The 17434-nt window shown below is 74.6% G+C and carries 14 protein-coding genes and 1 pseudogene; 9 read left to right on the forward strand and 6 right to left on the reverse strand.

Annotation, left to right across the window (positions count from 1 at the left end):
• Positions 1–121 precede the first annotated feature (121 nt).
• Positions 122–763: a restriction endonuclease gene (locus ABWK59_RS34105; RefSeq protein WP_354644541.1), complete on the forward strand. Its 642-nt coding sequence runs from the start codon at positions 122–124 to the stop codon at positions 761–763.
• 85 nt (positions 764–848) lie between these two features.
• Here ABWK59_RS34105 and ABWK59_RS34110 read toward each other — a convergent pair whose 3' ends face one another.
• On the reverse strand, positions 849–1370 hold the full coding sequence (locus ABWK59_RS34110) for a hypothetical protein (RefSeq protein ID WP_354644542.1): 522 nt from the start codon (positions 1368–1370) through the stop codon (positions 849–851).
• 18 nt (positions 1371–1388) lie between these two features.
• Here ABWK59_RS34110 and ABWK59_RS34115 point away from each other — a divergent pair, with 18 nt between their 5' ends.
• Entirely contained in the window at positions 1389–1871 is a 483-nt protein-coding gene (locus ABWK59_RS34115; protein WP_354644543.1) for a lanthionine synthetase LanC family protein, read from the forward strand.
• Positions 1872–1884: 13 nt separating this feature from the next.
• On the opposite strand, the gene ABWK59_RS34120 is transcribed toward ABWK59_RS34115, so the two are convergent.
• Positions 1885–2625, reverse strand: a complete 741-nt coding sequence (locus tag ABWK59_RS34120) for a TetR/AcrR family transcriptional regulator C-terminal domain-containing protein (protein WP_354644544.1) — start codon at positions 2623–2625, stop codon at positions 1885–1887.
• 148 nt (positions 2626–2773) lie between these two features.
• On the opposite strand from ABWK59_RS34120, the pseudogene ABWK59_RS34125 reads away from it, so the two are divergent.
• A pseudogene (locus tag ABWK59_RS34125) lies at positions 2774–3360 on the forward strand (CocE/NonD family hydrolase); the annotation flags it as partial.
• 219 nt (positions 3361–3579) lie between these two features.
• Positions 3580–4554 (forward strand): CocE/NonD family hydrolase, encoded by a 975-nt coding sequence (locus ABWK59_RS34130; protein WP_420492963.1) that lies wholly within the window; start codon positions 3580–3582, stop codon positions 4552–4554.
• 66 nt (positions 4555–4620) lie between these two features.
• Here the strand turns inward: ABWK59_RS34130 and ABWK59_RS34135 are convergent, their stop codons facing one another.
• Positions 4621–7395: a PKD domain-containing protein gene (locus ABWK59_RS34135; protein WP_354644546.1), complete on the reverse strand. Its 2775-nt coding sequence runs from the start codon at positions 7393–7395 to the stop codon at positions 4621–4623.
• 339 nt (positions 7396–7734) lie between these two features.
• On the opposite strand from ABWK59_RS34135, the gene ABWK59_RS34140 reads away from it, so the two are divergent.
• The 5 genes from ABWK59_RS34140 to ABWK59_RS34160 all read left to right on the forward strand — a co-directional run bounded on the left by ABWK59_RS34140 (position 7735) and on the right by ABWK59_RS34160 (position 13911).
• Entirely contained in the window at positions 7735–9735 is a 2001-nt protein-coding gene (locus ABWK59_RS34140) for an ATP-binding protein (RefSeq protein ID WP_354644547.1), read from the forward strand.
• A gap of 124 nt (positions 9736–9859) precedes the next feature.
• Positions 9860–11371: an MFS transporter gene (locus tag ABWK59_RS34145; RefSeq protein ID WP_354644548.1), complete on the forward strand. Its 1512-nt coding sequence runs from the start codon at positions 9860–9862 to the stop codon at positions 11369–11371.
• Positions 11372–11415: 44 nt separating this feature from the next.
• A complete protein-coding gene (locus ABWK59_RS34150; protein ID WP_354644549.1) occupies positions 11416–11856 on the forward strand; it encodes an SRPBCC family protein in 441 nt (146 codons plus the stop codon).
• A gap of 74 nt (positions 11857–11930) precedes the next feature.
• Positions 11931–13298 (forward strand): carotenoid oxygenase family protein, encoded by a 1368-nt coding sequence (locus ABWK59_RS34155; RefSeq protein ID WP_354644550.1) that lies wholly within the window; start codon positions 11931–11933, stop codon positions 13296–13298.
• 94 nt (positions 13299–13392) lie between these two features.
• Positions 13393–13911: a hypothetical protein gene (locus tag ABWK59_RS34160; protein ID WP_354644551.1), complete on the forward strand. Its 519-nt coding sequence runs from the start codon at positions 13393–13395 to the stop codon at positions 13909–13911.
• Between the two features lie 188 nt (positions 13912–14099).
• Here the strand turns inward: ABWK59_RS34160 and ABWK59_RS34165 are convergent, their stop codons facing one another.
• From ABWK59_RS34165 to ABWK59_RS34175, 3 genes are all read right to left on the reverse strand, one after another.
• Positions 14100–15230, reverse strand: coding sequence for a nucleotide disphospho-sugar-binding domain-containing protein (locus ABWK59_RS34165; protein ID WP_354644552.1), 1131 nt, complete (start codon positions 15228–15230; stop codon positions 14100–14102).
• 435 nt (positions 15231–15665) lie between these two features.
• Positions 15666–16112 carry an EF-hand domain-containing protein gene (locus ABWK59_RS34170; RefSeq protein WP_354644553.1) on the reverse strand — a complete coding sequence of 149 codons (447 nt, stop codon included), beginning with the start codon at positions 16110–16112 and terminating at the stop codon, positions 15666–15668.
• 421 nt (positions 16113–16533) lie between these two features.
• Positions 16534–17340, reverse strand: a complete 807-nt coding sequence (locus ABWK59_RS34175; protein ID WP_354644554.1) for a VOC family protein — start codon at positions 17338–17340, stop codon at positions 16534–16536.
• Positions 17341–17434 lie beyond the last annotated feature (94 nt).

Here is a 17434-nt window from a genome sequence, read left to right on the forward strand (position 1 = left end):
CGGAGCAGCGTGATCCGGTCAACTCGCCGCGGTCCGGAGGGCGTTCGGCCGGTTCCCCGGCAGCCGACGGGCGTCCGCTTCTACGCTCACGGGCACACCGTGGTCCGAGGGGGAGGACGCCGTGGCCCGCAGGCCCGTACGACGACGCCGGAGCGCCGCGCGGCGGGCCCGGCAGGCCCGCGACAACGCGATCCTGCTCGGGGTGGGCGCCCTCGCCGCCCTCGCTCTGGCGGTGACCGTGGTGACCTGGCTCGCGCACCACCTGCTGGTGGTGTTCGGCGCGCTCGCCGTGCTCCTGGTCGTAGCGGTGGCCGTCGTCCGGGGCCGGATCGCCGCGGACCGGCGCGCGTTCGAGGCCCGCGCGGCACAGCTGCGGCACATCGGCGTGTTCCTCGGGATGAGCCCGAAGGCGTTCGAGCAGGCGCTGGCGGACCTGTGTCGGAGGGACGGCTGCACCAAGGTGACGGTGGTCGGCGGGGCCGGCGACCTGGCCGCGGACGTCCTGGCGACCACCCCGGGCGGTCAGCGGATCCTGATCCAGGCGAAGCGGTACGGGCCGCGCACGTTCGTCGGCTCCCAGGACGTGCAGAAAGTCAACGGCACCTACCGCGACGTCCACCGCTGCCACCTCGCTGTGGTGGTGACGACCAGCACCTTCACCAAGGCCGCGGCGGCGTTCTGCGCCCAGGTCGGCATCCGCATGGTCGACCGCCGCGCGCTCGCCCTGTGGGCGGAGGGCACCGGCAGCCCGCCCTGGCACTGACTCGGCAGCCTGGTCCGCGAAGTCCGGCTGGCCGGACTCGTTGGCGGTCGGCGTGGCTCCTCCCTCCGGCCGTCCGGCCGTGGGGTCAGAGTGCGAGGGCCTCGGTGACGGCCCGCTGGATGCCGCGGGTGGTGATGCTGCGGTGCTCCCTGAGGTGGGTGACCGCGCGGGTGAGCCAGGCGGTGTCGCCGAGGCGGTGGGGCTCGCGGGTGGTGTTGATCTGGGCGAGCAGCTCCTGGAGCAGCGCCAGGTCGGTGCCGCCGTAGAGGCGGGGGTGCAGGTCGAAGCGGGCGGCGATGTCCTCGTACGGGTGGCGGAGCGTCAGGTGGAGGTAGCCGTGGCCGTGGCCCTTCCAGGGGCCCGGCAGGGCGTTGAGGAAGGCCATCGGGCTGTAGTCGCCCGGGAAGGGGTTCTTGGAGCCCAGGGTGAGGCCGTTGACATCCGTGATCCTCGGCCAGGGGGTCAACTCGCCCTCGGCGGCACCCGCGTGCAGGTACAGTCCGTCGGTGCGGAACTCCAGCCAGCTGCCGTCCGGCCGCGGGTTTCCCATCGCCCAGCGGTCGTCGAGGGGTGTCAGCGGGCCGAGGGTTGCCCTGTCGTCGCTCATGAACCCATTGGATCATTTGTGCGAGCCGTCCCGTGGCGACTCGGTGCCGTGGTCGAGGGCGGCCCGCCGGCCGCGCCGTTCTGGTGCCACGGTGCGACCGGTATCGGCCGGCTGCTCCTGCACGCCCGCCGCCTCGGCGTCGGTCCCGACCCGACCGGGGACCTCCGCGCCGTCTGTCGCGCGGTGGCCCTGGGCGCCCGCTGGAGCGGACCGACCCTGTGCCACGGCCTCGCCGGGAACGCCGAGTTCCTCCAGGACGCGGGCCTCGCCCTCGACGCCCCCGACATCCGGGCCCGGGCCCGTGAACTGGCAGGGATCCTGGAGGCGTTCGCGGTGGACACCCCGGACGGCCGGGCCTGGATCTCCGAGGTCCCCCGGCAGATCAGCCCCGACTACCTCGTCGGCTACGCCGGCATCCCGGTGGTCCTGCTGCACCTGGCCCGCCCCGGCCGCGGCCACCCGCTCAGCCGCGCGGGATCCGGCACGCGGGAAGCGGTGTAGGGCACGGACCAGCTCACCCGCCCGGCGCGATCCCGTCGAGCACCCGGTCGAGGAGGCGCTCGAAGACCGCCTCGGGGCTCCGGTCGCGGCCGCCCGGCTCGGCCAGGGCCGCGGCCAGGTGGGGGTACCGGCCGTCGGCGACGGCGGAGCGCAGGTAGCGGGCCTGGGCGTCGAGAAGTTCACCGGGGGAGCGGCCCGCGGCCTCGAGGGCGCGCTCCTGCGCGAGCTCGTACGCCATGTGGCCGGCGACGAAGCCGGTGACCAGGCTGAAGGCCTCCAGCCTCGTCTGGGCGTCCAGGCCGGTGGGGGCGAGGGCGGCGAGGGCGTGGTCCAGGACGGCGAGGGTGTTCGGGCCGAGGGTCTGACGGACCGGCAGGGCGGCGGGCAGCCAGGGGTGGCGCCGCATCAGGGCGCGCTGCTCCCGGGCGATCAGCCGGAGGTCGTGGCGCCAGTCGCCCGAGGGCGCGGCCGGCAGCCGGTGGTCGCCGCTCACCTCGTCGACCATCAGCTCCAGCAGAGCCTCCTTGTCGGGGACGTAGCTGTAGAGCGACATCGTCCCGGCCCCGAGCCGGGCCGCGACCGCGCGCATGGTGACCGCGGCGAGCCCCTCGGCGTCGGCGAGGGCAACCGCGGCCGCGGTGATCGCGGCCCGGCTGTGCGCCGGCGGCCTGCCCCGGCGCGGGCGCTCGACCACCGACCACAGCGACTCCGGATCCACGCCGGCCGGGCCTCCGGAGGCATCCACGCGGGCCATGTCGCTCCCTCCTTCCCGGTCGCCGTTCCCGCAGCCATCCAAGCATGAGCTATTCTCGTACGTTGTACGAGAAATTGAGGAGGGGACACCACCGATGCCTTCGACCCGCCGCCCGGCCACCGGGAAGCCGCCCCTGAGCGCCAGGATCATGCGACGGGCCCTGCGGGGACTGCCGCCCCGGCGGTACGAGGTCGCCCACGAACCCGGCCTCGTCGTGCCCGCGGCCGACGGCAGCCCGCTGCTGACGGACCGCTACCTCCCGCTGGGCGACGGGGACTTCCCCACGGTCCTGGTCCGCTCGCCCTACGGCCGGGGCTTCCCCTGGGCGCCGATGTACGGCGTCCTGTTGGCCGAGCAGGGCTTCCACGTCGTCCTCCAGAGCTGCCGCGGCACCGGCGGCTCCGGCGGTGAGTTCCACCTGTGGCGCAACGAGGCCGCCGACGGCCTGGCCACCGTCGCCTGGCTGCGCGGGCAGCCCTGGTTCACCGGCAGGCTGGGGACGATCGGCCCCAGCTACCTCGGTTACGTCCAGTGGGCCCTCGCCCTGGACCCGCCGCCGGAGCTGCGCGCGATGGTGATCCAGATCGCGATGCACGACCCGCACGACTTCTTCCACGGCAGTGGCGCGTTCGCCCTGCAGAACGCGCTGGTCGCCACCGCCGGTCTCACCACCCAGCACCGCGGCACCCCGGCCATGCTGCGCGCGACCCTACGGCTCCGGCGCCACCTCGGCGGGGCCCCCCCCCCCCCCCCCCCCCCCCCCCCCCCCCCCCCCCCCCCCCCCCCCCCCCCCCCCCCCCCCCCCCCCCCCCCCCCCCCCCCCCCCCCCCCCCCCCCCCCCCCCCCCCCCCCCCCCCCCCCCCCCCCCCCCCCCCCCCCCCCCCCCCCCCCCCCCCCCCCCCCACCGGCACCCTGCCCCTCACCGAGGCGTACCGGCCCGCCCTGGGCGGCCCGGTGCCCTTCCTGGAGGAGGCGATGGCCCACCCCGATCCCGAGGACGCCCACTGGCACGGTGTCGACGCGGGGCACGCGGCGGACGGCCTGACCGTGCCCACCGCCCTGATCGGCGGCTGGCAGGACGTCAACCTCGACCAAACCCTGCGGCAGTACGCGCGACTGCGGCGCTCCGGCTGCGAGACCGCGCTGCTCGTCGGCCCGTGGACGCACCAGTCGGCGCTCCAGCAGGGCTGGCCCGAGGTCTTCACCGAGAGCCTCGCCTGGCTCCGGGCCCACCTGTGCGACGACCGGTCCGGACTGCGGCCGACGCCGGTCCGCGTCCACCTCGGCGACCGGGAAGGCCGCCTCGACCTCCCCGACTGGCCGCCGGCCCACCGGAGCCGACCCTGGTACGCCGCCGCCGACGGCACCCTGACCACCCGCCCACCCGCCGACACCGACCCGCCGCTGACCTTCCGCTACGACCCGGCCGATCCCACGCCCTCGCTCGGCGGCCCCCTGGTCAGCGGCAGGGCCCGGACGGACAACCGCCCGCTGGAGGCCCGGGACGACGTGCTGACCTTCACCACCGACCCGCTCCCCGAGCCGGTCACCATCGCGGGAGCGGTGGACGCGGTCCTGCGGATCGGCACGGACACCGGTCACGCGGACGTGTTCGCCCGGCTCTGCGACGTCGACCCGCGCAACCGCTCCACCAACGTCTGCGACGGGCTGCGGCGGCTCCACCTCCCCGAGGGCGGCCCCGACACCCCCGCCACCGTCACGGTGGCGATGAGCTCCACCGCCCACCGCTTCCCCGCCGGGCACCGGATCCGCCTGCAGATCAGCGGCGGAGCCCACCCGCGCTTCGCCCGCCACACCGGAACCGGCGAACCCGCGGCGACCACTACCCGCCTCGCACCGGTCCGGATCTCCCTCCACCACCCGTCGGCGCTCGCCCTGCCCGTCGTGGAGCAGACCATGGGTGCGTAGACCGCGGAAACGGCCGCCGCCGCCGCGACCCCGGCGGGTCACAGCGGCGGCGGCGTGGACGGTCGGTCAGAGACCGGCGGCGGAGAGGGAGACCACGTCCGCGTCGGGATCGAACGGCGACAGCGGTCCTGCGGCGCCGGGGACGTTGACCTGGGCGCTGCGGCTCCACCGGCCGGCGGTGTAGTCGCCGTCCGCGGTGTACACGGCGTTGCTGAACCGGTCGACGCCGAAGACCCGCAGGGTGTTGCCGGTGGCCGCGACCGCGATCTGCCGGGTGTTGTACAGCCCGGTTCCGGTCTCCCGCGAGATGTTGCCCCAGCCGCTCCAGCGCCCGGCGGCGTAGTCGGCGACCGCCTCGTAGATCTCGCCGGGCACCTGCGCGACGACGTGGAACTTCGACCCCGGCGTGGTGGCCGCCGCGAGCTGGGTGATCGGCGCCAGCGGAGCGTTGGTCGGCACGCCGATGGCCGCGGTCAGGTCCCCGCCGCTCCACCGGCCCCGGTCGTAGTCGCCGTCGCCGACCCGGACGCGGCCGTCCGCACCGAGCATCGCCACGTGCAGCACATTGCCGGTCGAGGCGGCCGCCACCGAGGTCACACCGGCCGGGAAGCCCAGCACCGCCGTCACGTCGCCCCACGCGGACCACGTCCCCGTCGAACGCTCACCGGACGCCTCGTACACCCGGCCGTCGGCGACCGCGACCAGGTGCACCCGGTTGCCGATCGCCGCCGCCGTCAGCTGCGTGATGCCCGGCAGGTCGCCGGCGCGGGCCGCGCCCGTCACCTCCGACCACGGCAGCCACTGTCCCTGCGCCACCCCGCCCGAGGCCGGGCCGAGGTTGCGGTCCGCGCTGTAGACCTTCCCGTCCACCAGGACGAACGCCCGCAGGTACTGGTCCGCGGTCGTCACCGAGGCCGTCGCGGCGACGCCCTTGCCCTCGATCGGGGCGCCCTGCGGCGACACCGGGAGGAACGGACTCCACACCCCCCGGGTGTAGTTGGCGCCGGCGTTGATCAGGGAGGACGGGGAGCCGGTCCGGCCGCCGAACAGCTGCACCCGGTCCCCGGGGGCGAGCGCCGCCGTGTACGCGGCGCCGGGCACGTCGACGGTCCGGCGGGTGACCACGCTGCGCCCGCCCTCGTCGGTGGTGGTCAGGGCGACCTGGTAGCTGCCGGGGGCGCCGTACTGGTGCTTGAACGTCCCGTCGGCCGCGGGCTGGGACAGCTTCGTGCCGTCACCGAAGTCCACCTGCCGGCCCGTGATCACCCACGGCGAGGAGGCGCTCGGCGTGACCGTGAGGTCCAGGGAGTCGCCGAGCCGGTAGGTGAGGTCGGCGGTGAGGTCGGCCGGGTCACGGACCAGGACCTGCTTGTACTCCGAGAACATCTTCGCGCCCTGGGCGTCGGTCGCCAGGCAGGAGACGAAGTAGGTGCCGGCCTTGGTGTAGGTGTGGGTGACGGTCGGCTCGGGGGAGTCGATCCGGGTGCCGTCGCCGAACGAGAAGCGGTAGTTGACCTGGTCGACGCCCCAGGCGTTCACCGGCGCGGCGGTGGCCTTGACCGTGAACGGGGTCGGCCCCTGGAGGGAGGGGACGTCGGCGGTCACCGTCAGGCCGAGCGAGCGCTGGCCGTGGACCTCGTACGCGCCGCGGTCGCGGATCCCGCCGTTCGGCGCGGTGTTGGGGACCTTCGGGTCGTCGCCCGGCTTCACGCCGAGCAGGTCGCGGTCGAGGCCCGGCGCGCTCGGGTCGGCCGAGTCGATGGCCGCGGTCGCCGTCTCCGGCAGCCGGTTGTGGTCGATGTTCACGATGGGGTTGAAGGAGAGTCGGACGTCGACGTCGTGACCGGCCTGCCCGGTCGCCTCCTTGAACGCGGCGGCCGTCCGGTAGGCCGTCCCGCCCCAGGCGTACCCGGAGCCGTCCGACCAGGGGTGGACGAGGTTGTAGTCCACCTTCGAGCCGCTCACGGACCCGGCGGAGACCACGATCTCCGCCTCCCCCTTGAACCTGGGGTCGGTGGCGCACGCGGGAGCGGGGGTGACGGTGGTGTCGTCCGTGTGCTCGGCGGTGATCACGTTGTTCTCGACCACCGCGCCCGGCGAGGCGCCGTCGATCCGCACGCTCTCCAGGCAGGAGAAGGCGATGGTGTTGGAGGTCACCGCCGTGTTCGGCGCGTCCGTGACGGTGACCGCGGCGGTCCGGGACCGGTCGAAGTCGTTCCCGGTGATCAGCACGTCATGGGCGCCCGCACCGACGACCAGACCGCCCGCCGAGCTGAACCGGCTCCGGCTCACGGTGAGTTGCCCGTTGGCGCCGGAGGTCCGCACGCTCGGGTCGATCGTGCCGTAGTACCGGTTCTGGTCGAGCGTCACGCGGGAGGAGTTCGAGACCGCCACGGCCGGAGCGGAGCCGGCCGTCCGGGTCCCCTGCACGTCGAAGCCCCGGACCACCACGTCGTGCACCTCCGCCAGGACGAAGGAACCGGCACCGGACGAGGGCTGGAGCACCACGGGCCGGCCGGCCTGGGGACGGTCGAAGGTCACACCGAGGAAGGTGATCGGCTGCTCGGGCGTACCGGAGCGGGTGATCCTCACCGTCTCCTGGTAGGTGCCCGATCCGGCTGCCACCTCCACGGTCTGCCCGGGGAGGACGACCGCGGCGGCGGCGGAGATCGTGCAGAACGGGCGCGCCTCGGATCCGCCGCCCGCGTCCGCGCACGCGGCCGAGGTCCGGTTCACGTACAGCGTGCCGCCGGGGGTGTCGGCGGCGACCGAGACCGCCGGGAACACGAGGACGGACGTCGCCGCTGCGACGGTGAGGGCGGCGGACTGGCGCAGGCGCAAGGAGGACTCCGGGAGGTGATCGGGGATCAGGAAGCGACCGAGCTTCCCACTCGAACTACCGTGCAGTCCAACCGCTTTTCGGGGTGCCCGCGATATCCGATCTCCGCCGTCCTCCCCCGTTTCGGCCGGAGAACGGCGGCGGTGGGGCTTCTGTCTCCTCGGTTCGGAGAATGCGCCGGACGGGTGTTTGAATCTGGCCGGCGGGTGGCGCGAACGGCAGCCTGGGCGGCGGCGACGGCGGGGCCGGTGCGTCCCCACCCCGAGGCCCGGCCGGACCGGCGGGGCCCGGTGGGCAATCCCGGGCGGGACGTCCGGGCCGGAACACGGGAGGGAGCCGCCGTGGCCTCCGTCGGAGAGCGACTGAGCAGGACCAGGAAGCGGGCCTTCATCGGCCGCGAGGAGCAACTCGCCCGCTTCGGGCAGGCCCTGGACGGCGACCCCGGCGCACCGTTCGCGTTCTACGTCCTCGGACCGGGCGGCATCGGCAAGTCGGCCCTGCTGCGCTGCCTCGCCGACCGCGCCCGAGCGTCCGGGCGTCCACTCGTCGAACTGGACGGACGCTTCGTCAGCCGCGACCCCGCCGACTTCGAACGCGCCGCCGCGGCCTTCCTCGACGTCCCCGGCACGGTCATGATCCTCGACTCCTTCGAGCACTGCCAGTGGCTGGAGAGCTGGCTGTGGCAGCGCTTCCTGCCGCGCGCCGCGGACGACGCCCTGGTGGTCCTGGCCGGACGGCTCGCCCCGCAGCCGCAGTGGACCGCCGACCCCGCCTGGGCCGGACTGCTGGACGTCACCGAACTCGGCCCGTTCTCCGAAGAACAGGCCCGCAGCCTGCTCGCCGCCGCCCGGGTCCTGCCCGGACTGCGGGAACGCGTCCTGCGCTTCGCCGGGGGCAACCCGCTGGCCCTCTCCCTCGCCGCCGCCGGGGCCGCCACCTGGAACGGCGACGACCTCTGGGCCCCCTCCGCCGACACCCTGCGCACCCTGCTGGTCGGCCTGATCGGCGAGGTGCCGACCGCCGCCCACCGCCGCGCCCTGGAGGTCGCCGCCCAGGCGTACTCCACCTCCGAGGAACTCCTCGCCGCCCTCCTGCCCGACCAGGACGCGCACCTGCTGTTCGGCTGGCTGCGGGACCTCCCCTTCATGGAGGCCACCCACCGCGGCCTCCACCCGCACGACGCCGCCCGCGAGACCCTGGCCGCCGACCTGCGATGGCGGGCCCCCAACGGCTTCCTGACGATGCGCCAGCGCCTGGCCGAGGAGTACCTGCGCCTGCTGCGCGAGGCCCCCGAGGAACAGGTCTGGACCGTCACCGACGAACTCTTCCACCTCTTCCGCGACGGCGAGATGGTCGCCCGCACCCGCAGCACCCGGTCCCGCGAGGAGGAGGTGCACGACCGGCCCCTGCACCCGGACGACCTGCCCGTCCTGCTCGGCATGGCCACCGAGACGGAGGGCCCCGCATCCGCGGAGATCGTCCGCTACTGGGCCGAGCGCCAGCCGCAGGCCTTCAGCGTCTACCGGCTGGTCTCCACCGGCCGGATCGTCGCCTTCACGGCCCGCCTCGCCCTGCCCGCCCCGCCCGACCCCGAGGACCTGGCCACCGACCCCGTGGTCGCGGCCGCCTGGGCCTACACCGACGCCACCGACCCGGTACGCCCCGGCGAGCACATCGGCGTCAGCCGCTTCACCGTCTACCCCGAGCGGTACCAGGTCCCCTCCCGCGTCATCGACCTCAGCAGCTCCCGCGCCCAGGCCGAGTCCGCCCGCGCCCGCGGCCGCGCCTACGGCTTCGCCGCCTGGCGGGACGCCGAGGCCTGGGCCGCCCGCGTCAAGGGCAGCCTCCTCGACACCGGCGCCCGCCCCCGGGTCGGCGACCACACCTACGGCGTGTTCGGCGTCGACTGGCGCCAGGTGCCCGTCGAGTCCTGGCTGCGCCACTTCATCGCGTCCACCGCCGTCCCCGCCCCGTCCGGCCCGTCGGGCTTCTCCCGCACCGCCTTCGACCAGGCCGTCCGCGAGGCCCTGGCGCACTGGCGCGACCCGGGGACCTTCGCCGTCTGCGCCCTGATGCGCGCCCGCCTGGCCGCCGACCTCACCGACCCCGTCGAGGAACTGCGCACCCTGCTCCGCCGCAGCGTCGACGACCTCGCCCGCGACCCGCGCGGCGAACGCGCCCGCGAGGCCCTCACCGCGGGCTACTTCTCCGGCGCACCCACCCAGGAGGCCGCCGCCCGCCGCCTGAGCCTGCCGTACGGCACCTACCGCCGCCACCTGCGCCAGGGCATGGACCTGCTCTGCGAGGCGCTCTGGCAGCAGGAGTTGCACGGCCCCCGCTGACCCCGTCGCCCTCGGGAAGTGGACAGGGCGGCCCCGGGAAGTGGACAGGCCCGGACAGGAGTGGACAGTGCCCACCCCTGCCGGGCCTGGAGAGTGGACACCGGTGCGCAGCAGGCTGTGCGCCATGAACCTCCCACGCAGACAGCCGGGGCAGGAACCACCCGCTCCCCGTCCGGCGGCCGTCCTCACGGTGCTCGCCGCGGCGCAGTTCACCGTCATGCTCGCCACCTCGATCGTGAACGTCGCGCTGCCGCAGATCCGTACCGGCGTGGGCCTCACGGACGGCGCCACCACCTGGGTGGTCAACGCCTACGGCCTGGCGTTCGGGGCGCTGCTCCTGGCCGGCGGACGGGCCGCCGACCTGCTCGGCCGCCGCCGGGTGCTGATCGCCGGCCTCGCCCTCTTCGCGGCCTCCTCGCTGGCGGCGGGCCTCGCCACCACCCCGGGCCTGCTGATCGCCGCCCGCGCCGCCCAGGGCCTCGGCGCCGCCGCCATCGCCCCCGCCGCGCTCGCCCTGGCGATGGCCCAGTACCCCTCGGGACCCGGACGCGGCAAGGCCCTCGGCGTGTGGGGCGCGGTCTCCGGAGCGGGCGGAGCGGGCGGCGTCCTGCTCGGCGGAGCGCTCACCCAGGCCTGGGGCTGGCCGTGGATCTTCCACGCCGTGACCCTCGGAACCGCCCTGGTCCTGGCCGCCGTGGCCGTCCTCGTCCCCCGCACGGACGGCCGCGCGGCCGGGGGGTTCGACCTGCCGGGCACCGCCACCGTCACCCTCGCCCTGACCTGCCTGGTCTGGGGCCTGACCACCGCCCGCAGCTCCGGCTGGACGGACGGCACGGTGCTGGGCGCCCTCGGCGCCTGTGCCGTCCTGCTCGCCGCCTTCGCCGCGATCGAACGCCGCCGCCCCGACGCCCTGGTGCCGCCCCGCCTGCTCGGCACCGGCCGGGTGGCCGCCGGCAACCTGCTGATGGCCCTGCTCGGCTCCGTGTGGATCGCCCTGTTCGTCTTCCTGCCGCTCTACCAGCAGCAGGTCCTCGGCGCCGGTCCGCTGGCCACCGGAGCCGGTCAACTCCCGCTCGCCGCCGCCGTGATGCTCGGATCCACCCTCGCCCCCCGGCTCTCCCGGCGGATCGGTCCCACCGCCACCGTCACCGCCGCCCTGCTCACCGAGGCCGCAGGCATGCTGGGGCTCTCCCTGATCCGCGCCGACGGCAGCTACCTCGTCGACATCCTCGGACCGAGCCTCCTGGTCGGCACCGGCCTGAGCGTCGCCTTCGTCCAGCTCACCGCCTTCGCCGTGGACGGCCTCCCGCCCCAGGACGCCGGCCTGGCCGGCGCGCTGGTCAACACCACCCGCCAGGTCGGTGGTGCCATCGGCCTCGCCGCCCTGGCCACCCTCGCCGGCTCCGTCACCGCCCGAACGGCGGTCCACGCCGCGCCGGCGGAGGCCCTCACCGCCGGCTTCCGGACCGCCTTCGCGGTCTCCGCCGCCGTCCTCACCGCCACGGCGCTGCTCGCCCTGCTCCTCGCCCGCCACAGCGGACCGCGGGCCACGGCCGCCGGCCCGGACCCCGACCGGGCGCCCGGCCACGAGACCCGGCAGGCGGCGCAGGCCCCGCAGATCTCCCGGACCCGCTGAACCCGACCCGCCATAACTCCCCCTCCCCGGAAGGAAGTACCGCCATGCTCACCATCGACGAGAACGCCCCCGCCGTGGTCCGCCTGAGCACCGTGATCGACGCGCCGCTCGCCACGGTCTGGCAGCTGCACACCGACATCGCCGCCTGGCCCACCTGGCACCCGGACATCGAGAAGGTCGAGTTCGACGGCCCCCTGGCGCCCGGCAGTTCCTTCCGCTGGCACACCCACGGCCTGGACATCACCTCCACCATCCAGGACCTGGTCCCCGGCGAGCGGATCGCTTGGGGAGGCCCCACCGCCGGCATCACCGGCATCCACGTCTGGACCTTCGAGCAGACCGGCGACCAGGTCACCGTCCACACCGAGGAGTCCTGGAGCGGAGCCCCCGTCGAGGCCGCCGCCGACCAGCTCGGCCAGGCCCTCCTCGACTCCCTCGTGAACTGGCTCACCCAGCTCAAGCGGCAGGCCGAACAGGCCCGCTGAGCCGGATCCGCTCGCCCCGGCCCACCGACGTCTCCCCGTTGATGCATCACCACCGAACAAGAGAGAGACCCGCCATGACCGCCAAGCCGCCCTTCCTGACCGGCCACTACGCCCCCGTCGCCGACGAGATCACCGCCACCGAGCTCACCGTCGAGGGCACCCTGCCCCCCGAGCTGACCGGCCGCCTGCTCCGCAACGGGCACAACCCCAAGCCCGGCGTCACCCCCACCCACTGGTTCAAGGGCAGCGGCATGGTCCACGGCATCCGGCTCCGCGAGGGCCGTGCCGAGTGGTACCGCAACCGCTGGGTGCACACCCCCGCCCTGGACGACGGCGCCCCGTACATGACCGAGAAGGGCCCGGACCTGACCGCCAGCGTCGCCGGCACCCACATCATCGAGCACGGCGGCCGCCTGCTCGCCCTGTGCGAGGCGAACCTCCCCTTCGAGCTCACCCCCGAGCTGGAGACGGTCGGCGCCCACGACTTCGACGGCAAGCTGCGCAGCGCGATGACCGCGCACCCCAAGGAGGACCCGGTCACCGGCGAGCTCCACTTCTTCGGGTCCTCGCCCTTCCCGCCGTACCTGATGTACCACGTCGCCGACGCCAAGGGCGTCCTCGTCCACAGCGCCGAGATCCCGGGGGCGACCGCCTCCCTCAAGCACGACTTCGCCATCACCCGCCGCCACGTGGTCTTCATCGAGGGCAACGTCACCTTCGACCCCACCGAGCACTCCGGCATCCCGTACGGCTGGAGCGACCAGCAGCCCTCCCGGATCGGCGTGATGCCCCGCGGCGAGGACGGCGCCCGGCAGATCCGCTGGTTCTCCATCGAGCCGGGCAACATGCTGCACGTCTCCAACGCCTACGAGGACGGCCGGGGCCGGATCGTCCTGGAGGGCCCGACCGTGGACCGCCGGGGCTTCGAGCTCTCCTGGAACTGGTGGGTCGGCGCCCCGGACCGCGGCAGCGAGCCCAACGCCTACTCCTTCACCCGCCGCTGGGTCATCGACCCGGCCGCCGGTACCGTCGACGAGCAGATCATCGACGACCTGGCGGTGGAGTTCCCGACCCTCAACGAGGAGTACCTGGGCCGCGAGAACCGCTTCCAGTACGCCATCTCCTTCCCCGACGAGAAGGGCTTCGGCGGCTACGGCGTCGTCAAGTACGACCGCACCACCGGCGCCCGCCGCATCCACCAGATCGGCGACGCCCGGCTGCCCAGCGAGGCCGTGTTCGTCCCCGCCGCCGGAGCCACCCGCGAGGACGACGGCTACCTGCTCACCGTGGTCTCCGACCTCAAGCAGGACGCCTCCCAGCTCCTCGTCCTCGACGCCTCCGGCCTCGACCAGGTCGCCACCGTCCACCTGCCCCGCCGGGTGACCGCCGGCATCCACGGCTCCTGGATCCCCGACACCCCGCAGGACGAGACCCGCGCCTGACCCACCGCCGTCGAGCCCTTCCCCGCCGGGGAAGGGCTCGACGGCGTCGGCAGGGTGCGGAGCGGTGGTATGACATCCTCGCAAGGGGGCCCGGTTGAAGGCGAGGTACGACGTGGACGCGGTCGTGGCGATGAGTCTGATCCGGATGGCCGCCGCGGATCGGGCCCTGGCCCTCTGGCAACGGCCCTCGGGCGAGCGGCTCGCCCGGTTGGGCCTGGACGCCCTCCTGGCCGGCGTCGACGCCCCGTCACTTCGCCTGCTGGCGGGCCTGGGCCGCAGGGAGTACGGCGAGGCCCCGGAGCTGTTCGACCGCGTGCTGGAGGAACTGGACCTGCTGCCGCTGCTCCCCGAGGACCTCCGCACGGCGCGCTGGGCCGCAGCCGGTTGGTGGGCACGGCGGATCGTGGAGCGTGAGGTCGATCCACTGGACGGCGCCCGGCTGATCTGGCAGGAAGCCGCAGCCGAACTCGGCTACCCCGCCGCCCTGCAACCGATGGTCGAGCTGGCGACGGCGATCGACGGGTCCACCCACGCGAGCGGCCTGGCGGAGGGGGTCATCGCCACCGCCCAACATCTCCTCGACACGGGAACGTGCCCGGCGAGGGCGGTCTGACCCGCAGGTCAGCCCAGGGCCTCGCTCTCAACGCCGGCCGTCCCGTCCTGGACCGGCAGCGGCCGAGCCTGCTCGCCCGGCACCTGCGAGATCCGCGTCCCCGTTCGCTGACCCCGCAGGTCCCGGGCGGCGCCGCAGGATGTCACCCTGCGGCGCCTGAGCGGCCTTGCCGGCCTGAAAGGGTCGGGTCAGCGAGGGGCGGTGACCAGGGCCTCGATGTCGGGGACCACGGCGGCGGGCGTGGGGAGCGCGTCGTTCTCGGCCCGGAGGCGGGCGGCGGCCGCCCGGAGGTCCGGGTCGGTGACGAGCCGGGCGAGCAGCTCCGTGTCGACGTCCTCGGAGGCGCTGCGCAGCGCGGCGCCGGTGGAGGCGAGGATCCCGGCGACGACGAAGTTGTCGGCGCCCTGCGGGAGGAGCAGCTGGGGGATGCCGGCCTGCAGGGCGGTGAGGGTGCTGCCGGAGCCGCCGTGGTGGACCGTCGCGTCGCAGACGCGCAGCAGCTCGGCGAGCGGCACCCACGGCAGCGGCCGGACATTGGCCGGAAGGGTGCCGAGCGGGGTGAGATCCGCGTCACCCACGGCGAGCAGGAACTCGGCGTCGACCCCCGCGGCCGCCTCGATCAGCCGGGTGATCGCCTGGAGACCGTCGATCCGGGTGATCACCGTCCCCAGGGTGACCGCGACCCGCGGCCGCTCCCCCCGACCCAGCAGGCCGGTCGGGACCACGCCACCGCCGTTGTACGGGACGTACCGCATCCGCAGCCCGCCCGGATCGCCGCCGAGGGACTCCGGGACGATGTTCAGCGGGGTGGTCTTGGCCGGGGCGGCCACGCCGTGCTGCTCGTAGACGTCGGTGAAGTGGTCGGCGAGCCGCGCGGCCATGTCCAGTCCGGAGGTGAAGCCGAAGTTCTGCAACGCCGCCGGGATCTCCAGCTTGGCGGCGACCAACTGCGCCGAGGCGAGACAGGAATCGTGGACCAGGAGGTCGGCCCCCCAGCCCCGGGCGGTCTCCAGCAGGTCGTCGACGGTCGACCGCGAGGCGTGCGCGAAGGCGGCGCCGGCCAGGTCGAGGATCTGCTCCTGCGTCATGTCGGGCTTGGCGTAGGTCATCCCTCCCTCCCCGCTGACCGCCTCGAACGCCTCCTGCAGGGCCTCCTCGTAGCCGATCTCGACCATCGGGAACCCGGCCACCCCGAGCTGCGCCACCGGTTGCGGCGTGGCGAACAGGACCTCGTGTCCCGCCGCCCGCAGCGCCTGGGCGGTGGGCACCATCGGGAACAGGTGGCTCGGCGAAGCCGGGCCGGTGAAAAGTATGCGCACGGTGTCTCCTGGTGATATGAGCCGGCTGGACGTTCCGGGGCCGGCCTGCGCGCCGCCCCGTCCTGCGGCGGGCGGCGCGAGCGGGGCCGTGTCCGACCCCGTGGAGACAAACTGACGGGGCATCAGTACGTGTTCCCACTACCGTCGATAATCGGACGTTCCTACGGGGGCTCCGGTGGTCGAGCCTCGCCGGAATCGGGTTCCGCGCCGGACATGGCCGGTCGCTCCCGCGGGCAGGATATGACGAAACGTCAATATCTGTGCCGCCGCCGAGGCGGTCGGCCTGCTGAACGAACTAGTCGCGGAGATACCGCAGTTGTACGCCCCGGCCTGGCGGAGGTCCGCGCCCTGGAGAGCCGGCTCCACGACGGCACACCGCCGGCCGCCGGGTGACACCCGGGGCGCAGGGGCGCAGGGCGGGCAGCGCCCCGCAGGTCAGGGGCGGCCGAGGAGTGCCGCGCCGGTGGCGGAGTCCGTCCGGGCGGTGAGGAAGTCGGCGAACGCGGTGACGAACTCCTCCTCGCTGATCCGGCCGTCGCCATCGGCGTCCAACTGCCGGAAGCCGTCGTTGAGTTCGGCCGGGTGGACCCGGGATCCGTCGAACAGGACGCGGTACTCGTCCGCGCACAGATGGCCACTGCCGTCGGTGTCGGCGGCCCTGAACAGGGCACGCACCGCGGGCCCCAGACCCTGGTCCAGGTAGGCCGGGTCGCGGTCCAGGCCGCCGAGCACCGCGGCCACGAACTCGGCGCAGTCCACGGCGCCGTCGCCGTCGGCGTCCACGGCCGAGCAGAGGTGCCCCCACCAGGTCTCGAACGCGGCGTAGAGCACGTCCTCCTGCTCGGTGGGGATCTCCAGCTGCCAGCAGACGTTGTGGACCACGGCCTGGAGGTCGGCCGAGTCGACCGCCCGTCACCGGTCTGGTCCAGGACCTGGTGGAAGAAGGCCTCCAGACGGGCCCGGCGGGAGTGGCGACGCGGACCCGGCGCGCCCGCGCCGCCGGGCGGGCCGGCGCACGGCGCGGACCCGGCCGCCCGTCGGTGGCGTCGGTGGTGGCGGAACGGTGGCGGTGGCGAAAGTGATCGGGAGCCGGGTGGTCACGTGCCGCATGCCGCGGTGCAGTGCCCAGGACAGTGCGGCGGCCGAGCGGGTCGGACGCATGCCGAACCTGTCGTGCCACCCCGGCGGCAGGTCGGCCACCGTGAGGCCGCTCAGCACGCGGGCCGCCACGGCTCCGTGGCAGACCCCCGAACCGCCGGGATGCGGGGAGCACCCGCACCCCGGCGGCGGTCGCGTCACCGCGTCAGGCGGGCTGTGCCCCCGCCTGCCCGGCGATCACCGAGAACACCGCGCCCTGCGGGTCGGCCAGGACGGCCATCCGGCCCGCGACCATGTCGAACGGCGGGGCGAGCACGTTGGCGCCGGACCGGACCGCCGCGTCGACCGTGCTGTCGACGTCGTCCACGGCGAAGTACGCCATCCAGTGCGGGGGAGTCCCGGGCGGGGCCTTCTCCAGGGTCATCATGCCGCCGACGGTGCGGCCCTGGACCTGGAACTCGGTGTAGCCCTCGGCGCCCTCCATCGTGGACGGGGTGGCCGTCATCGGCAGCGCGGCCGCGTAGAAGCGGCCGGCGGCCTGCGGGTCGGTGGTGCTCAGCTCGTTCCAGATCAGCGCGCCGGGCTCGTTGACGATCCCGGCGCCGGGGAAGGACCGGGCCTCCCACAGCCCGAACACCGCGCCCTGCGGATCGGTCACGACCGCCATCCGGCCGAGGTCCATCACGTCGACGGCCGGAATGACCGCCTTGCCGCCGGCGTCGCCGGCCTTGGTGAGGGCGTCGTCGACGCTGTCCGTGGCCAGGTACGTCGTCCAGACCGCCGGGGGCATCGGGTCGGGAATGGAACCGTCCGGGTTCATGGCGGCCATGATCCCGGCGACGGGCCGGCCCTTGAGCGCGCAGACGGCGTAGCCGCCGGTCTCGGGCGGACCGACCTCGCCCTGCCAGCCGAAGAGGTCGCGGTAGAAGTCGAGCGCGGCCTGCTGGTCCGGGACCATCAGGTCGATCCAACAGGGGGTGCCGGCCTGGTAGGGGCTGTTCTTCTCGGGCACGGGATCTCCGTCCGGGGAGGAGTGGTAGGGGTGGGGAAGGACGGGCCTTGGCCTACCCCCGTGACACCCGGGGAATCGGGCCGTTCGAGTGACT

Source organism: Kitasatospora sp. HUAS MG31 (assembly GCF_040571325.1).
In the GTDB taxonomy this organism is placed as follows: domain Bacteria; phylum Actinomycetota; class Actinomycetes; order Streptomycetales; family Streptomycetaceae; genus Kitasatospora; species Kitasatospora camelliae.